General features: G+C 39.1%; 21 protein-coding genes. 15 read left to right on the top strand and 6 right to left on the bottom strand.

Annotation, left to right across the window (positions count from 1 at the left end; translation table 11 throughout):
• Positions 1–40: 40 nt before the first annotated feature.
• Both QE422_RS05560 and QE422_RS05555 read right to left on the bottom strand, forming a co-directional pair.
• Complete coding sequence (locus tag QE422_RS05560) at positions 41–1648, bottom strand: CTP synthase (protein ID WP_307455758.1); 1608 nt, start codon at positions 1646–1648, stop codon at positions 41–43.
• A gap of 515 nt (positions 1649–2163) precedes the next feature.
• Positions 2164–2295, bottom strand: a complete 132-nt coding sequence (locus tag QE422_RS05555; protein ID WP_307455756.1) for a hypothetical protein — start codon at positions 2293–2295, stop codon at positions 2164–2166.
• Positions 2296–2347: 52 nt separating this feature from the next.
• On the opposite strand from QE422_RS05555, the gene QE422_RS05550 reads away from it, so the two are divergent.
• Entirely contained in the window at positions 2348–2539 is a 192-nt protein-coding gene (locus QE422_RS05550; protein ID WP_307455754.1) for a hypothetical protein, read from the top strand.
• Positions 2540–2585: 46 nt separating this feature from the next.
• On the top strand, positions 2586–2864 hold the full coding sequence (locus QE422_RS05545; RefSeq protein ID WP_307455753.1) for a hypothetical protein: 279 nt from the start codon (positions 2586–2588) through the stop codon (positions 2862–2864).
• A 93-nt stretch (positions 2865–2957) separates the two neighbouring features.
• On the opposite strand, the gene QE422_RS05540 is transcribed toward QE422_RS05545, so the two are convergent.
• Positions 2958–3527: a YceI family protein gene (locus QE422_RS05540; RefSeq protein WP_307455750.1), complete on the bottom strand. Its 570-nt coding sequence runs from the start codon at positions 3525–3527 to the stop codon at positions 2958–2960.
• 535 nt (positions 3528–4062) lie between these two features.
• Between QE422_RS05540 and radA the strand changes: the two genes are divergently transcribed.
• The 4 genes from radA to QE422_RS05520 are packed head-to-tail and all read left to right on the top strand — an operon-like array spanning position 4063 to position 7393.
• Complete coding sequence (radA, locus tag QE422_RS05535) at positions 4063–5415, top strand: DNA repair protein RadA (RefSeq protein WP_307455749.1); 1353 nt, start codon at positions 4063–4065, stop codon at positions 5413–5415.
• A 12-nt stretch (positions 5416–5427) separates the two neighbouring features.
• Entirely contained in the window at positions 5428–6099 is a 672-nt protein-coding gene (locus QE422_RS05530) for a class I SAM-dependent methyltransferase (protein WP_307455746.1), read from the top strand.
• Positions 6096–6803, top strand: coding sequence for a VanW family protein (locus QE422_RS05525; protein ID WP_307455744.1), 708 nt, complete (start codon positions 6096–6098; stop codon positions 6801–6803). The genes QE422_RS05530 and QE422_RS05525 overlap by 4 nt, the downstream gene beginning before the upstream one ends.
• On the top strand, positions 6800–7393 hold the full coding sequence (locus QE422_RS05520) for an ACP phosphodiesterase (protein WP_307455742.1): 594 nt from the start codon (positions 6800–6802) through the stop codon (positions 7391–7393). The genes QE422_RS05525 and QE422_RS05520 overlap by 4 nt, the downstream gene beginning before the upstream one ends.
• On the opposite strand, the gene QE422_RS05515 is transcribed toward QE422_RS05520, so the two are convergent.
• The 3 genes from QE422_RS05515 to QE422_RS05505 are packed head-to-tail and all read right to left on the bottom strand — an operon-like array spanning position 7394 to position 8420.
• Complete coding sequence (locus QE422_RS05515) at positions 7394–7894, bottom strand: DUF6702 family protein (protein ID WP_307455740.1); 501 nt, start codon at positions 7892–7894, stop codon at positions 7394–7396. It abuts the gene before it with no gap.
• The gene (locus tag QE422_RS05510) at positions 7891–8193 is read right to left on the bottom strand and encodes a type II toxin-antitoxin system RelE/ParE family toxin (protein ID WP_307455738.1); all 303 of its coding nucleotides are present in this window, start codon (positions 8191–8193) and stop codon (positions 7891–7893) included. Before QE422_RS05510 ends, QE422_RS05515 begins: the two co-directional genes overlap by 4 nt.
• Positions 8169–8420 (bottom strand): hypothetical protein, encoded by a 252-nt coding sequence (locus tag QE422_RS05505; RefSeq protein WP_307455736.1) that lies wholly within the window; start codon positions 8418–8420, stop codon positions 8169–8171. Before QE422_RS05505 ends, QE422_RS05510 begins: the two co-directional genes overlap by 25 nt.
• A gap of 67 nt (positions 8421–8487) precedes the next feature.
• On the opposite strand from QE422_RS05505, the gene QE422_RS05500 reads away from it, so the two are divergent.
• The 9 genes from QE422_RS05500 (at position 8488) to QE422_RS05460 (ending at position 17044) form a co-directional block, all read left to right on the top strand.
• On the top strand, positions 8488–9066 hold the full coding sequence (locus tag QE422_RS05500; RefSeq protein WP_307455734.1) for a HupE/UreJ family protein: 579 nt from the start codon (positions 8488–8490) through the stop codon (positions 9064–9066).
• A gap of 68 nt (positions 9067–9134) precedes the next feature.
• On the top strand, positions 9135–11522 hold the full coding sequence (locus QE422_RS05495) for a M1 family metallopeptidase (protein ID WP_307455732.1): 2388 nt from the start codon (positions 9135–9137) through the stop codon (positions 11520–11522).
• A 74-nt stretch (positions 11523–11596) separates the two neighbouring features.
• On the top strand, positions 11597–12484 hold the full coding sequence (locus QE422_RS05490) for a hypothetical protein (protein ID WP_307455731.1): 888 nt from the start codon (positions 11597–11599) through the stop codon (positions 12482–12484).
• 149 nt (positions 12485–12633) lie between these two features.
• A complete protein-coding gene (gene groES / locus QE422_RS05485) occupies positions 12634–12912 on the top strand; it encodes a co-chaperone GroES (RefSeq protein WP_066755045.1) in 279 nt (92 codons plus the stop codon).
• A gap of 52 nt (positions 12913–12964) precedes the next feature.
• On the top strand, positions 12965–13321 hold the full coding sequence (locus QE422_RS05480) for a four helix bundle protein (RefSeq protein ID WP_307455727.1): 357 nt from the start codon (positions 12965–12967) through the stop codon (positions 13319–13321).
• A gap of 74 nt (positions 13322–13395) precedes the next feature.
• Complete coding sequence (groL, locus tag QE422_RS05475) at positions 13396–15021, top strand: chaperonin GroEL (protein ID WP_307455725.1); 1626 nt, start codon at positions 13396–13398, stop codon at positions 15019–15021.
• Positions 15022–15108: 87 nt separating this feature from the next.
• The gene (locus QE422_RS05470; RefSeq protein ID WP_307455723.1) at positions 15109–15990 is read left to right on the top strand and encodes an alpha/beta hydrolase; all 882 of its coding nucleotides are present in this window, start codon (positions 15109–15111) and stop codon (positions 15988–15990) included.
• Positions 15957–16118 (top strand): hypothetical protein, encoded by a 162-nt coding sequence (locus QE422_RS05465; RefSeq protein ID WP_307462407.1) that lies wholly within the window; start codon positions 15957–15959, stop codon positions 16116–16118. The genes QE422_RS05470 and QE422_RS05465 overlap by 34 nt, the downstream gene beginning before the upstream one ends.
• 176 nt (positions 16119–16294) lie before the next feature.
• Positions 16295–17044 (top strand): HNH endonuclease, encoded by a 750-nt coding sequence (locus QE422_RS05460; RefSeq protein WP_307455721.1) that lies wholly within the window; start codon positions 16295–16297, stop codon positions 17042–17044.
• Positions 17045–17046 lie beyond the last annotated feature (2 nt).

Genomic DNA, 17046 nt, shown 5'->3' with positions numbered 1-17046 from the left:
TTAGCCTGAGTTTTATGACGTCTGTACTTTTTCAATTACTTTATTTCTGAGTACATGCTTTTACAAAAGCAATAAATAAAGGATGCGGAGTGTACACTGTACTCTTGTATTCCGGGTGATACTGAACCCCAACATAGAACGGATGATCCGGCATTTCCAGCGCTTCTACCAATCCTGTTTCCGGGTTGGTACCGGTAGCCAGGAAACCGTTTTTCTCGAATTCCCCAATATAATCGCTGTTGAATTCATATCGGTGACGGTGTCTTTCCGTAATATTTTTAGAACCGTAGATATCGTTAAGCTTAGAACCATTCTTCAAAGAACATTTCCAGGCTCCTAAACGCATCGTTCCTCCTTTCTCTACTACATTTTTCTGTTCTTCCATCAGGGAAATTACAGGATGCTCTGTTGAAGTATCGAACTCCATAGAGTTGGCTTTGGAATATCCCAAGACATTTCTTGCAAATTCGACTGTCATGATCTGCATCCCCAGACAGATTCCCAGCATCGGAACTTTATTTTCTCTTGCGTACTGCGCAGTAAGCACTTTTCCTTCAATTCCCCGGTCTCCGAATCCTGGTGCTACCAGAATACCGTCTACTCCGGCTAAAGTTTCTTTTATATTTTCTTTTGTAAGATCTCCACTGTACACCCATCTGATTTTCACTTCAGTTTCCAAATCTGCACCGGCATGCTTGAAAGCTTCGGCAATAGAGATATAGGAATCCTGTAGAGAAACATATTTTCCAACCAGAGCAATTTCAACCGATTTCTTAGGATTCTGGAATTTCTTTAAGAAAGTTTTCCACTCTTTAAGGTCTGCATCTTTATCGCTTTTCAGATCCAGCTCTTTAAGAACTACATCATCAAAGTCCTGCTTCTGAAGATACATCGGCACTTCATAGATGGTATCTAGATCTTTACATTCAATAACATTGTCTAACGGCACGTTACAGAACTGAGCCAATTTTGCTCTTTGGTCTTTCGGGATTTTATGCTCTGTACGGCAAACCAGAACGTCGGCCATAATTCCGCTTTCCATCAATTGACGAACAGAGTGCTGGGAAGGTTTTGTCTTTAATTCTCCACTCGAAGCCAGGTAGGGCAGCAAAGTAAGGTGAATAACCATTGAATTCTTCTCACCCAGTTCCCATTTTAACTGACGAACAGTCTCGATGTAAGGCAGAGATTCGATATCCCCTACCGTTCCACCGATCTCCGTAATAATGATATCGTAGTTCTGTTTGGATAAAATTTTGATCCTTCGCTTGATTTCGTTTGTGATATGAGGAATTACCTGAACGGTTTTCCCAAGAAAATCTCCTTTTCTCTCTTTTTCGATTACCGTCTGGTAGATTTTCCCTGTCGTAACGTTGTTGTTTTGGGAAGTAGGAGCATCAAGGTAACGCTCGTAGTGACCTAAATCCAGATCCGTCTCCGCACCATCTTCGGTTACATAACATTCTCCATGTTCATAAGGATTCAAAGTTCCCGGATCGATGTTGATATAAGGATCAAGCTTTTGAATGGTTACATTGAAGCCACGTGATTTTAGTAGAAGTCCAAGAGAAGCTGAAACGATTCCCTTTCCCAAAGATGAAGTCACACCTCCTGTCACAAAGATGTACTTAGTATTCTTTTTACTCATTAGATTAGGTTTGTGCAAAGTTATGGGAAAAAGAAATACAAAGCAATTTTTTAGAATTATCAATTTGAGAAATGGCAAACTATTTTCTAAAGCTTAACGAAACTTTTTATTTATATTTGATCTTATCAAAACGCAAAAAACCAATAGAGATAATGATTTCTATATCTAATTCATGCCAAGGCAGCGACAACTGTTCCGTCCTGCATCATTGCTTTACACAAGAAAATAAAGGTAAAGTTCATCCGTTTGAAATCTTGAACTTTTGGCATTTCCCATACGATCACTTTATTTAATTATAAATCTATTTAACCCAAATAAAAGTCATCTTCAAAGAAATTGAAGAACAAAAATGATTATTTTCCTTTAAAGACAAATCAGATAATGAAATTACGACCGGATCTTCCCTCTTTATTGCTAAATCCTATGATGTTGAAAAAGCGAATGACTGAAAAGCAATTGAAAATCTGGCAGCAGATATTTGCATTAACGGTCTGTACGATCGTTTTTATGACCGTCTATAATTTTTGTACCTGGTACGCATCTTCCTTAGATGACGTGCCGTCATTCACTTTTGATTTTGAAAAATCAATCCCGTTCATGCCTCTGTCGATTATTCCGTACATGGCAAGCGGGATTTTCTTCTGCATGGTATTTTTTTCATGTACAAGTAGACAGCAATTAAAAATATTAACGTGGAGAATGCTTTTTGTAACGATTACTGCAGGAATATTTTTCATTACGGTGCCTTTACGATTTTCATTTACAAAACCTGAAGTTTCTCAGAATATTTTAGGACTGCCTTTTTCCTTCTTAAAAACTTTCGATTCCCCCTTCAACCAGTCGCCATCGCTGCATATTGCTTTTGCTTTTATTATTCTGGTCAGTGTTTAAAGAACTCTCAAAGTGGCGGATTTTCCTGATGATCTGGCTAATCCTTTTGGGAATTTCAACCTTAACAACCTATCAGCATCATTTAATTGATATTGTAAACGGAGCCATTCTCGCCCACATCAGCTTTATCATCATCCCTTATCGCAAAAATGATCATCAATACCGAAATTCCCGCGTTGCAAATTATTATTTTCTATCGGGATGGATTCTCATTTTAGCGGCTTTAATTCTTTATAAATACATAGAAAATGAAGGATTAATACTTTTATTACCGGCAGTTGTAACGATGATTATCGGTTATCGTTATCAGAAAAATACTGGATAAACTCCATCGATTCGTATTTCGTTATCAGCCTTTAAATAAAAAAAGGTTCTCAATATCTTGAAAACCTTTTCTTAAACCAAATTATATATAAAATTATTGCTTAACCAACTCAAAATATAAGTTAACGTCAACATCTTTTGCCACACCGGCTCCTGTAGGATCATATTTGATATTATAATCCAGACGGTTTACCTTAAATGTGGTCTGGAATCCCATTACTTCTTTTCCCTGTTGGTTTTTTGTTACCCCTCCGAAAGTTACCGGTACAGTGATTTCTTTGGTAACATCTTTAATCGTCAGTTTTCCTTTCAACACGTAGGTATTGTTTTTATCTTTGGTGATAGAGCCGGATTCAAAAGTCATTCTCGGAAATTTTTCGGTATCGAAGAAGTCTGCACTTTTCAGGTGCTTGTCTCTCATTTCAACACCGGTGTTGATGGAGTTCACCTCAACAAAGAAAGAAAACTCTGCATTGTTCAAATTATCCCCAGCAGTCACTACTTTTCCGTCAAACTTATCAAATCTTCCCTGTACAAAGCTGATCCCCATATGCTTGATGTTAAAATTAACTGAGGAATGCATTGGATCTACACTCCACGCCGTCTGTGCAAAACTTACAACACTGAATAGTGCCAGTACAAAAGTTAAAAATACTTTTTTCATATTATAATATTATTAATTAATTTCTTAGACAAAGGTAGACAAGTGATTATCATAAGACGTTGATCTATGTTATTTTTTACTGCCCCAACGAATTATCTTTAAATATAATAAATGAGCTATAAACATGATAAGAAACACCACAATTGCATTTCCGTATGTCATTATCATTAAAAGGTTTTCATTGGTCGTTTCATAAAAATATAAAAAAGGGGTATTTCCTGAGATGATCAGAAACAAAAGATAAATAATTTCAAATAAAACAGCAGTTCTCAGAATGGAATAATACGTTTTTCTAAAGATAATCACCGTAAGCAAACCGATTCCGGTAATTATGGAGCAGAGAATAAGCATAAATACAGACAACATTCCATAACTTCCGCCTGGTAATTTCAGAAAACTTACTTCCCAATCTGCCAATTGCGCATGTAACAATGACATGACCACAAATACCAGTAAGCTCAAAAAATATTTTTCATGGCCGAAAATTAACTAAAAATCGAAACCAAAATCCAAAAAAAATTTTGAACTTCGCAGTATGGCAAAATTAAGAACGGCATATTTCTGTCAGAACTGCGGTGCCCAGTATTCCCAGTGGATGGGGCAATGCAAGAACTGCGGGCAATGGAATACTTTGGTGGAAGAAGTTGTGGAAAAAACCTCATCCCATAAAACTCCGCCTTTTTCAAAATCAAAACAGCATGTTATCAACATCGTTGAAGTTGAAACCAATGAAGAACCGAGAATTAAAACCCCTTCCGAAGAACTGAATCGGGTACTTGGAGGCGGAATTGTCTTAGGATCGGTGACGCTGATCGGAGGTGAACCCGGAATCGGAAAATCAACCCTGCTCCTCCAGTTGGCGCTTAAAATGAAAAAGAAAATCTTCTATGTTTCAGGAGAGGAAAGTGCCTCTCAGATTAAAATGAGAGCAGACCGTCTTACCGATGTCCAGAATCCGAACTGCTTTCTTTTCACAGAAACCAATCTGGAGAAAATTCTTCATGAAGCCAACAAACTGGAGCCTGATTTTGTGATTATCGATTCCATTCAGACGTTACAGTCCCAGCTGATCGAAAGTTCACCGGGAACGGTCTCCCAGATCAGGGAATGTTCCAATGAAATTATTAAATACGCCAAAGAAAACAATGTTCCGGTTTTCTTAGTCGGGCACATTACAAAAGACGGACAGATTGCCGGACCGAAAGTACTGGAACATATGGTGGATGTTGTCTTAAACTTCGACGGCGACCGGAATCACTTATTCCGATTGCTGAGAGCCAATAAAAACCGTTTCGGTTCTACTTCCGAAATCGGGATTTATGAAATGGTTTCTCAGGGATTAAAGGAAATTAAAAACCCTTCCGAAATTCTCATTACCAAAAAATTTGAGGAACTTTCCGGAAACTCGGTAGCCGTAACGTTGGAAGGAAACCGGCCGATGCTTCTGGAAATCCAGGCGTTGGTGAGTACCGCAGTATATGGGACACCCCAAAGGAGCTCCACCGGTTTTGATGCCAAAAGACTGAACATGCTTCTTGCTGTCCTTGAAAAAAGGGCTGGATTTCAATTGGGAGCCAAAGACGTTTTTCTCAACATCACTGGGGGAATCAAGACAGATGATCCCGCGCTGGATTTAGCGGTCGTCGCATCAATCCTATCTTCTAATGATGATGTCGCCATTTCCGAACATTACTGTTTTGCCGGAGAAATAGGTCTGAGTGGAGAAATACGTCCAATCGCCCAAGCTGAGCAGAGGATTACCGAAGCTGAGAAATTAGGTTACGAGAAAATTTTTATTTCGAACTTAAATAAGCTTCCCAAGAAGAAATTCGGGATCAAGATCGAAGAGGTGAGTAAAATCGAAGATTTTCACGAAAGATTATTTTAACACACAAATTCAATGATGAAAACCAGCATTCTCAAGTATTACGACAATCTTGCTGCTAACTATGATGAAAACCGTTTCGGAAATTCCTACGGTAAATATATTGATCAGCAGGAAAGATCTTTTCTGAATTATTTTTTTAAAGACAAAAATTATTCAAAAGTTTTAGACTTAGGCTGCGGAACTGGAAGATTACTGAATTTTGCGACTCACGGGACAGATTTTAGTGAAGAAATGCTTAATGCTGCCCGACAAAAGTATCCTGAAAAAATTCTGGCAAAAGGAGAGATTTCTCAAATACCATTTAACAATGAATTTGATTGCATTTTTTGCTTTCACGTAATCATGCACCAAAACAAAAAGGAAACGGAAGCTTTTTTAAATGAATGCTATTCAAAATTAAATAAAAATGGCACTTTAATTTTCGATTATCCAACTAAAAGAAGACGAAAGGTTATTTCGCCACAGGAGGATTGGCATGCCGGAAACCGTTTTGCACCAAAAGAAATTGCTGAATTATCAGAGAAACGATGGAAAATAAAAACTACAACTGGAATTTTACTGTTTCCCATCCACAGAATTCCTAAAGGTTTAAGAAAATATTTTTTGTCTCTTGATATTTTATTGTGTAAAACTTTCCTGAAAAACTGGGCTTCTTATCATATTGCTATTCTGGAAAAGATATGAAACAACAATTAAGAGAATGGATTCCACATCATTGGAAAATGCAGTTAAAATTATTGCAAAGATATTTTGATGAACGAAAAACACAATATTGTTATTCGAAGAATTACAGCCCGGATAAAATTGGAAAATATGAAATTGAGCTGCATCAGACTATTAAAAAAAGTGAATTTCATGAGAATAAGATCCATAATTTAAAAATTGTAGAAGAAAAAATTAACAATTTGATCATTAAACCCAACGAAGTTTTTTCTTTCTGGAAATTGATTGGAAAGCCCAGTAAAAAAAATGGCTTCAAAGAAGGTCGAAATTTAATCAAAAAAAATATTTCAAGCGATTTCGGAGGTGGAATCTGTCAGTTTTCTTCTATTATATATTTTCTTGCTTTACAATCCGGTTTAAAAATTATTGAGAGATTTCACCATTCCATTGATATTTATAAAGAGAATGAGCGTTTCACTCCTTTAGGTTCAGACTGCACGGTGGTCTATGGCTACAAAGACCTGCAAATACAAAATCCATTTTCATTTCCTATTCAGATAAAATGTGTGGTCAGTACTGATGAACTTTTGATAAGCTTGATTTCTTCAAAAGAAATCTCTAAAATTCCCATTAATTTTAAATATTCCGAAATCGAAAAAGGAGTGTGGGTAGAAACATTTAGCAACAACAGGATTCTGACTAAAAATTTCTATATTCGTTTATGAATTATTTGGCTCATTCCTTCCTTACCTTTACCGACGGGCAGATCGTCGGCCAGTTCCTGGAGGATTTTATCCGGAACAGGGACCGTTTTTCGTTCCCGAAAGATATTCAGGACGGAATTACGCTGCACCGCGCCATTGACACTTTTACGGACGCCCACCCTGCCATTCATGAAGCAAAAAAGGTGTTTGCGCCATTAGTAAGATTGTATGCCGGGGCTTTTGTGGATGTTTCAATGGATTATTTTTTAGCCAACGATCTGAATTTACATTCTGTACAGGGCTGGAAAAACCATTCTGTAAAAGTCTATCGTGTTCTAAATGAAAATTACGAATACCTGCCCGAAAATTTTAGGAGAATGCTGGCAAAAATGGAAGAAGGCGACTGGCTTTACAATTACCGGTATGATAAAAACATCGGTTACAGCATGCGGAACGTTCTTAATAAAGCTAAATATTTAGACAAGGATATTCCCGTTCATGAAGCTTTCCTGAAAAATAAAAATTTTCTTCAAGAATGTTATAATAATTTCTTCCCTGATTTGCTGGAGCATGCCCGAGGAATCAATGCCCTGCTGCAGATGGAAAACTAATCAAAACTGCTGAAACAGATACCGGTTTGGATAGGTCAGTTTTTCACTTTTTCTCTCCCCGTTCACGATGATATGAACGATATTGATCTGATCGTCAAATAAATTATAAAGAAAACTTACGGCAGCTTCTACTTTTTTAGGAGTATCTACCTTTTCAGATTCAAGATAAACATTGATCGACTCATGATCTTCTTCATAACCCACATAATTCACATTCAGGAATTTGTTGTTGGCTTTAAGCTTAAAATATTCAGCGGTGTAATTTTTCAGGGATTCGTTGAGCTGGGTTTTAAATTTCGGATCATTAAAGTGAAGGGATTTTCCGTATTTCGTATTCAATCCGTTCTCCAGGTCATCCAGAAAAAAACGTCCGGTGACTTCAAAAGTTTTTGATTTCTGATTATAATTGATTTCCACCGAGCCTACATGATAAGGATGCTTTGCCCGTGTAAAAGAGAAAAATACAAATAGGACCGAAAAAAAGAGAAGAAGCTTTTTCATGACAACAAATCTAATAGTTTTTGCGGATCCTGCCGCATATCGAAAAAAAGAAGAACTTTGATCAGATCATCATTTTCTTTTCTGAAGAACATCCGTACGTGTTTTTTACCGATCAACGCAGAACGGACATCATGAGAATATTTTTGATATAAATTAAATTTACCTTTTTTTAATTTACCGGCTACCTTTTCTGCTTCATCGATAAACAGGCTGATTTCTTTCTCAGTCCAATTTCTGGAAAGAAATTCAATGATATCTTCATAACTTCGGCTCGCTATTTCCGAGAATATAATTCGCATACTTTTTTTCTGGCGTTTGCAAAAAACTCTTCCTCGGAAATCATGTCTTTCTCTTCAAGACTATCAGCATATTCAGACAGCTTTTCGATAAACCATTTTGGTGTGCCGTCTTCATATATTTCGTTATTCTGCTCTATAGAAACCGACTTGATGCCTTTGATATTTTCCAGAAGCTGTTTTATAAACGCGAAATCTGCCGTATTTTCTAATTCTATATTGACAATCATACCGTTTAATTTTACACAAAGTTAAAATAAATTTTGTATCATCGCAGTTCGATAAATGATTTAGAACATGCAGGATTTTTTATTTTACCTCAACCTGGGCTGGGAGCACATTATTTCACTCGATGCCCTTGATCATCAGCTTTTTGTCTTAGCATTGATTGCCGTTTATTCTTTTAATGATTTAAAACAGATCTTAATCCTGATCACGGCTTTTACCATCGGCCATTCGATTACCTTGGCTTTGAGTACTTTTGATATTATCAGAATCAATTCCGCATGGGTAGAGTTCCTGATTCCGCTGACTATTGTTATAACATCGCTGGACAATATCCTGATGAAGAATAAAAAGCAGACGCTGATGAAGGCCAATTATTATTTAGCTCTGATTTTCGGGCTGATTCACGGAATGGGGTTTGCCAATACAGCAAGGGTGATGATTGCCAAAAGCCAGAGCATTGCGGTTCCGCTGTTGGGTTTTAATATCGGACTGGAACTGGGCCAGATAGCCATCGTTTTCGGGATCCTGATCTTCCTGTTGATCCTGCTTAAAATATTCAAGGTAAACCAGAAAGACTGGGTACTTTTTGTCTCTTCCGGAGTTTTTGCACTGTCCCTGAAAATGACATTGGAAAGAATTCCTTTTTAACGCTGAAACATTTCCGGTTTTTCAGCTACTTATCATTATATTTGAAAATTCTTAAAACAATTTCGGTTATGAAACTAAAAGTTGCCATACTTTCCCTTTCTGTATTTGCGTATACAGGTTTCACCGCACAAAATATTCAGAACAATCCGGGAAGCAACCACGGAAACAGGTTCGAACAGTTGGGAACCATCCTTCCCACGCCCAACATCTACAGAACGGCCTCTGGAGCACCGGGCCACGGCTACTGGCAGAACAGGGCGGATTACACCATCAATGCTTACCTTGACGAAGATAAGAGGAATCTAAAAGGTTCGGAAACCATTACGTATTACAACAATTCTCCGGACGATCTGGATTACATCTGGCTGCAATTGGACGAAAACCAGCAGTCGACGGTGAAGAAGGCCGATTTCCCTTCCTCCTCTACCCTGCCGAAAGCAGCCACGGACCAGCAGCTGAAAGCTTCCGAATTACCGGCTTCCGATAACGGATACGGGGTAAATCTTGAAAAAGTAACCGATGCTTCCGGAACACCGCTGAAATATACGGTCAATAAAACCATGATGCGCATCGACCTGCCAAAGGTGCTGAAAAAAGGAGAAAAGCTGGTCTTCAAAATCGACTGGAACTACAACATTCCGAACCGGATCAAAATGGGCGGCCGCGGCGGTTATGAAAACTTTGCCGAAGACGGAAACGACCTGTATACCATGACGCAATGGTATCCGAGAATGTGTGTATACAGCGATTTCCACGGATGGCAGAACCACCAGTTTACCGGGAGAGGCGAATTTGCCCTTGTTTTCGGGAACTTTAAAGTAAACATGAACGTTCCGGCAGACCATGTAGTCGGCGGAACGGGAGAATGTAAAAACTACGACCAGGTTTTAACGTCTGAACAGCTGGCTCGATATAATAAGTCTAAAACTTCAACGGAACCGGTAGAAATCGTAACCCTGGATGAAGCGAAAAGAGCGGAGAAAAACCATTCCAAGCAGAGAAAAACCTGGAGCTTTGAGGCGAATGACGTAAGGGATTTTGCCTGGACGTCTTCAAGAAAATTCGTTTGGGACGGAATGGGCGTTACTATTCCTGAAAACAACAACAAGGTAATGGCCATGAGCTTTTACCCGAAAGAAGCCTACAATTTATACCGTAAATATTCAACGAAAGCGGTAGCCCATACGATCAAAACATATTCGGAGTTTACGATTCCTTACCCTTATCCGGTAGCCCAGTCGGTGGAAGCCGCCAACGGAATGGAATACCCGATGATCTGTTTCAACTACGGAAGAACGGAAAAAGACGGAACCTATTCCGAAGGGATCAAGAACGGTATGCTCGGGGTAGTCATTCATGAGGTAGGACACAACTTCTTCCCGATGATCATCAATTCCGACGAAAGACAATGGAGCTGGATGGACGAAGGACTGAACACTTTTGTGGAATACCTTACCGAAGAAAGATGGGACAATAAATTCCCGTCCAAAAGAGGTCCGGCATGGACGATCACGGATTACATGAAGCTTCCGAAAGATCAGTTGGAACCTATTATGTCCAATTCGGAAAACATCATCCAGTTCGGTCCGAATGCTTACTCAAAACCGGCAACAGGGCTGAATATTCTTCGTGAAACCATTATGGGAAGAGAACTTTTCGACAAAGCATTTAAAACCTATGCGAAAAGATGGGCCTTCAGACATCCTGAACCTGCGGATTTCTTCAGAACAATGGAAGACGCGAGCGGCGAAGACCTCGACTGGTTCTGGAGAGGCTGGTTCTACGGAACGGATCCTGTGGATATTGCGATCGATAAAGTAACCATCGCCACACCGGATCTGAATACGCAGCCAAGAGAGGCCAAAGAAACGAAGTACAAAGTTGACAAGCCTGCTCAGAATGAATTTGAAGACATTTCAAAAATCAGAAACAGGGAAGATAAAAATATTACCTTCTATGTAGATAAGGACAAAGAAGCGCAGGATTTCTATTATCGCTATGACAGAGGCCAGGAAAAAGTGGACAACGATAAAGAGTATACCTTCAAATTCGACGGAACGGAACCTTTAACCCAAAAAGAAAAAGACAAGTTTAAAAACATGACCGCTTATCAGATCGACTTCACCAACAAAGGCGGTCTTGTAATGCCAATTATTCTTGAATTCACCTTTGAAGACGGAACGAAACTGAAGGATAAATCTTCGGCCCAGATCTGGAGACTGAACGAGCAGAAAGTTTCCAAGACGTATTATTTCGACAAGAAATTAAAATCCATCCAGCTGGACCCGATGAGGGAAACGGCCGACATCGATACTTCCAATAATTTCTGGAGCTACGATGGCGGAAATGCCCAGGTTTCCAAATTCGATCTGTTTAAGCAGAAAGAAGCCGGCGCCACAAGAGGTGCTTCCAACGGGAAAGTAAACCCGATGCAGGCGGCAGGAAAGAAAAAATAAATTTATCACTAAAAAGTACTCAGAATATGAGTACTTTTTTTTTAGCTTTGCGCAGATTATAAAAATTAAAAACCATGAAAAAATTCAGCTTCCTGATTTTATTGCTGCTCTCGGTACAGCAGCTCTTTGCCCAGTCTTTACAGTTTTATACCGGAAAGCGGGATTTTATCCCTATCGAAATCCTCATGGAAGACGGCAGTACCAAAAAAGGATTTGCCCAGGATTTCATGCTTCCGGATGTAGCTACATTCACCATGATGGGAAGAGGTCCAAAATATGCCAATCTGGATCGGAAGGAAGTGAAATTCAAATCTGCCAAAAGCGACGCACAGGTTCAGCTGATTCCCATTTCTGAAATCAAAAGCCTGATCTATACCAATGAAAACACGCAGGAAACATTCCAGCTCGATAAACGACTGGTGAAGGAAATCAATAATAATCTGGAGGTGGAATCGGAAGGAAAAGTGCTGATGCTTCCGCTGATGGAAAAAGGGAAAATCAATATGTACGGTTACCGCAGCATGCTATGCAAGGCCGATTTCGGAGATCGTGTTTCCGCCGGATTCGATGGAAATGAAGACCAGTGCCAACTTACCTATGTGATGATTTATCTGAGTAAGCCCAACGAAACGTTTGCCATTGCGCCCGTAGATTACAGCTCGCTGACCCCGCTTGATTTATTCAATATGAAAAAACTGTATAAAAAGTTTTACAGAGCTTATGAGGAAGTAGGCGCCGACTGCCCGGAATTCCTGGCTAAAGTAGATGAAGCCCGGAAGAATGACTACTTCTCCAACAAGACATTCAGGGAAAATAAAAAAGCTACTGATGCCGAGCGTAAAGCCCTGTTGAAAGGAAAAAGAGGCGGTGAGGCTTCAAGGATCAACATGAAATATAGGACGGAACTATTCACCGGCATGTACAAAAAGCTGCTTGATGATTATGAAACTTCGTGCAAGTAAACAACAATATTGAAAGTTCACTCCGGTGGACTTTTTTTCTGCCAAAATTTCACTTCATCCGAAAAAATTCTGCCATTTCAGTCACAGACCGCCGATGGCATACTATTAGGGAAATACAAGTCAGAAATAATTAAAAAATTAAATATATTATGTCAGTAAACTTTAAACCATTAGCAGACAGAGTTTTGATCGAGCCGATCGCTGCAGAAACGAAAACCGCTTCAGGGATTATTATTCCGGACACCGCTAAAGAAAAGCCACAGGAAGGTACCGTAGTGGCAGTAGGTCCAGGTAAAAAAGACGAACCGACTACCGTACAGGTGGGCGACAAAGTGCTTTACGGAAAATACTCCGGTTCTGAGTTGAAACTGGATGGAAAAGATTATTTAATTGTAAAGGAAGGAGATCTTCTGGGAGTAATCGGGTAAGCGAATAGCTACCGGCTTCTTGCAAATGGCTTTCCAGCGTTGAAAATAGCGTATGAGGGATTTTAAAAAGTTTGAGGTGTGGCAATTGAGCAATCAGTTAACTTTAAAGATATATACCTCAACCAAAAATTTTCCTAAAGAAGAGATTTTTGGATTAACTTCCCAGATCAGGAGATCATTCGCTTCCATTGGATATAATATTTCGGAAGGCAGCGGAAGAAATTCTGACAAAGAATTCGCTAATTTCATCAACATCGCACTGGGATCGTCCAATGAAGCCGAAAACCAATTGATTCTTGCCAAAGATTTAAACTACATCAACAAAGATGATTATCATAATCTTTTAGAAGAATTAACAACATTAAAAAAGAAGCTTGTCGCCCTTTGGAACAGGCTGAATGGAAATTAAAATCAAATTATAAAATCAAAACCGCGAATCGCCAAGGCCAACAGCCAACAGCTATTCGCCAAAAGCTTAAAACAATGGCAAAAGAAATAAAATTCGATATCGAGTCTAGAGACGCTTTAAAAAGAGGGGTTGATGCATTGGCAAATGCAGTAAAGGTAACTTTAGGTCCTAAAGGGAGAAACGTAGTGATTGAAAAATCTTTCGGTGCGCCTCACGTAACCAAGGACGGGGTTTCTGTAGCGAAAGAAATCGAACTGGAAGATAGAGTAGAAAACATGGGAGCACAAATGGTAAAAGAAGTAGCTTCCAAAACCAATGACATCGCAGGTGACGGTACTACTACCGCTACCGTTTTAGCTCAGGCTATCGTAAGAGAAGGTCTTAAGAACGTAGCAGCAGGTGCTAACCCGATGGATCTTAAAAGAGGGATCGACAAAGCCGTAGCAGCTGTTGTTGAAAACTTAAAAACACAATCTCAGGAAGTAGGTGATTCTACCGATAAAGTGAAGCAAGTGGCTTCCGTATCTGCTAACAACGACGAAACCATCGGTGCTTTGATCGCTGAAGCTTTCGGAAAAGTGGGTAAAGAAGGAGTAATCACCGTAGAAGAAGCAAAAGGAATCGATACAACCGTAGACGTTGTAGAAGGGATGCAGTTCGACAGAGGATACCAGTCTCCGTACTTCGTAACCAATCCTGAGAAAATGGTGGCTGAACTTGAAAACCCATACATCCTTTTGGTAGAGAAGAAAATTTCTTCCATGAAAGAATTGCTTCCGGTTCTTGAGCCGATCGCTCAGGGAGGTAAATCTTTATTGATTATTTCTGAAGAAGTGGAAGGTGAAGCTTTGGCTACTTTGGTGGTAAACAAATTAAGAGGTTCTCTTAAAATTGCTGCTGTAAAAGCACCTGGATTCGGAGACCGTAGAAAAGCCATGTTGGAAGATATCGCAATCCTTACTGGCGGACAGGTAATTTCTGAAGAGCAAGGTTTTACTATGGAAAACATCTCTTTGGATATGTTGGGAACTGCTGAAAAAGTAACCATCGACAAAGACAACACAACTGTAGTAAACGGTGGTGGTGAAGAAAGCAAGATCAAAGGAAGAGTAAACCAGATCAAAGCGCAGATGGAAACCACAACTTCCGACTACGACAGAGAAAAGCTTCAGGAAAGACTGGCTAAATTAGCCGGTGGGGTTGCCGTACTTTACGTAGGGGCTGCTTCTGAAGTGGAAATGAAAGAGAAAAAAGACCGAGTGGATGATGCCCTTCACGCAACAAGAGCTGCCGTAGAAGAAGGTATCGTAGCTGGTGGTGGTGTTGCTTTGGTAAGAGCAATCTCTGCTTTAGACAATCTTACAGGAATCAATTCTGATGAAACTACCGGTATCAAAATCGTAAAAAGAGCGATTGAAGAACCGTTAAGACAAATCGTTGCCAACGCCGGAGGTGAAGGTTCTGTAATCGTAGCCAAAGTAGCAGAAGGCACTGCCGACTTCGGATACAACGCGAAAACCGACGAATATGTCAACATGCTTGAAGCAGGAATCATCGACCCTACGAAAGTAACGAGAGTAGCCCTTGAAAACGCTGCTTCCGTATCCGGAATGTTATTAACCACTGAATGTGTGATCACTGAAGTGAAAAAAGACGAACCAGCCATGCCAATGGGTGGCGGAATGCCGGGAATGATGTAATGGCGTATCGCTGAGACCATTTATATATTAACCGCTCTATTTATAGGGCGGTTTTTTTATATTATATTTGACTACTAACCATTATTTATGAATATCAACATTTTTTCTAACTTATTTATAAGGCTGTCACTAATAGTGCTGCCAGGATTTGTATTTTCACAGTCAGCAGACTTTACCATTCGGGATGTAAAATTTGAAAGTCAGAGGATCACTCTTGCAGGATCAATAGTAAAATCTGAAAAGCCATGGGCAGCAGTGGTCATCGTTCATGGGTCCGACCCGGTAAAAAGAGAAATGGAGTTTGCAAAACGGCTCGCTAAAGAAGGCATTGCCGTACTTACCTATGACAAACGCGGCGTAGGAGAATCCGGCGGTATATATGTAGGACCGTCCGTTGGTACCAATAACATCGACCCTGCTAATTTCAATCTATTGGCTCAGGATGCAGACGCTGCCGTAAAAATATTCCGGACCTATTTGAAAGACCAAAAAATACCCATCGGACTCGTAGGTTTTAGTCAGGCAGGATGGATCATTCCCATGGCTGCCAGTAAAAATCCGCAAATTAAATTTATGGTTTTGTTCAGTTGCCCTACCATCACCACACTGGAGCAGCTCCGCTTTCAGTTCTATACCAATGGAAACCCCAATTTCTGGGAAAACCATACCCAGGATGACGCCGTTGAGCATACTAAAAACGATCCGGACCGGTATCAGTTTACAGCAACTGACCCCAAAATATCCCTGAATACCCTTTCCATTCCGGGACTCTGGCTTTATGGTGAAAAAGACATCCAGATTCCGGTAAAGCTGTGCATCGAACACCTGAATACATTCAAAGCGCAGGGCAAACCTTTTGAGTATGCTCTTTTCAGTAAGCTGGGACACAGCACCTCTTCCCGCAGTGATACAGAACCGTTTGACATTGCTGTTCAATGGATAAAGCAGAAAGCTTCATTACGAAAGTAATAAGAACAGTCCTTGAAAACGCTGCTTCCATATCAGGAATGCTTTTAACCACTGAATGTGTTATCACTGAAGTGAAAAAAGACGAACCAGCCATGCCAATGGGTGGCGGAATGCCGGGAATGATGTAATGCGGTAAGCGACCGAGGCAATTTAATATACTAACCGTTCTGGATTTTCAGAGCGGTTTTTTTGTTTAAATTATTATTTTGCAAAGGAAATAGCTAAAACAAAAAAAATACTATAGCAATTATATATTAGAGTAATATGTAAATTTATATATTCTTTGCAATTTCACAACAATACTATGGAAAAAAAGAAAAATTTATGTATAGAATTAAAGAGACTGATTTCTCAAAAACCTTTAGAAAACACTGATTATTATCAACTTTTAGTATATTCTGAGGAAAATAACAAATTCAATTACACCATTATGACAAATTGGTGTGGAAATGATGAAAATAATCCATTGATTGAAATAAGAGAGCCCTCTCTAATTATCCCAGATATTGCAATTCAACTTTTTAAAGATGTTAAAAAACCATTGTTAGTTATTAATAACAAAACTGATTTGGGATATTTTATGAATTTATTTGGAGGTAATGGACTAATTACAAAAGAACTATGTGAATTATATCTATCAGAATTAATTAAACCCAAAAAAAATATAAAGACCTATTATGGAGGTTATCACAACATAGAGTCGATTCCAAAAACTAAATTCAACAGAGCAGCCAACCCCAAATTAAGGATGAGAATTCTTAAGAGAGATAACTTAAGATGTAAAGTTTGTGGAGCTTCTCCTCAAAATAATGAGCACGTAGAATTACATCTACATCATATAACTCCCCATTCTCACTGTGGTTTAACAGAAGAAAAGAATCTTATAACATTATGTCATACATGTCATAAAGGACTTGAACCACATTTAGATTATTCACTATATTCATTGATTGATGTTGGTATGTTTTCAGATTATACATATCAAGATGAATATATACAAAGAATAAAAAATAACATCAAATTAGGAATTGAAAGAATAAAGAAAAAACTGTAGCT

The organism is Chryseobacterium sp. SORGH_AS_0447 (assembly GCF_030818695.1).
Taxonomy (GTDB): Bacteria; Bacteroidota; Bacteroidia; order Flavobacteriales; family Weeksellaceae; genus Chryseobacterium.
Note: the sequence above shows the minus strand (reverse complement) of the source record. Positions and strands in the feature narration are given on the sequence as shown.